This is a genomic window from Corallococcus sicarius (assembly GCF_003611735.1).
Taxonomy (GTDB): Bacteria; Myxococcota; Myxococcia; order Myxococcales; family Myxococcaceae; genus Corallococcus; species Corallococcus sicarius.
Map to the genome: position 1 here is coordinate 1 of NZ_RAWG01000784.1, position 400 is coordinate 400.

1 protein-coding gene is annotated in these 400 nt (G+C 54.5%); it reads right to left on the reverse strand.

From position 1 onward, the window contains the following. A partial coding sequence (locus D7X12_RS42140; protein WP_439329430.1) for a tRNA ligase subunit PheS family protein occupies nt 1–400 on the reverse strand: 400 nt, incomplete at both ends.

Below are 400 nucleotides of genomic sequence, written 5' to 3' on the forward strand. Positions count from 1 at the left end.
TTGCGCGTATTGAGAACCTCTGTGACACGTTCCTTGGCAACGTTGATCAGGGCCCATGTGGGTAAAGAACTGTTCGATACGTTCCAGAGTCCGGGTAACCGGATGCAGACCGCCGGAGGTCTGGCCACGGCCAGGCAGGGTCACATCAATAGACTCGGCAGACAGTTTGGCGGCCAGTTCAGCCTCCTCAAACAATGCTTTGCGCGTATTGAGAACCTCTGTGACACGTTCCTTGGCAACGTTGATCAGGGCCCCCACTTGCGGGCGCTCTTCTGCCGGCAAATTCCCCAGGGTCTTCATCACCTGAGTCAATTCACCTTTTTTGCCAAGGTATAGAACCCGGATTTGCTCCAGGGCATTGATATCTTCAGCGCTTTGCACAGCCTCTAGTGCTTGAGAG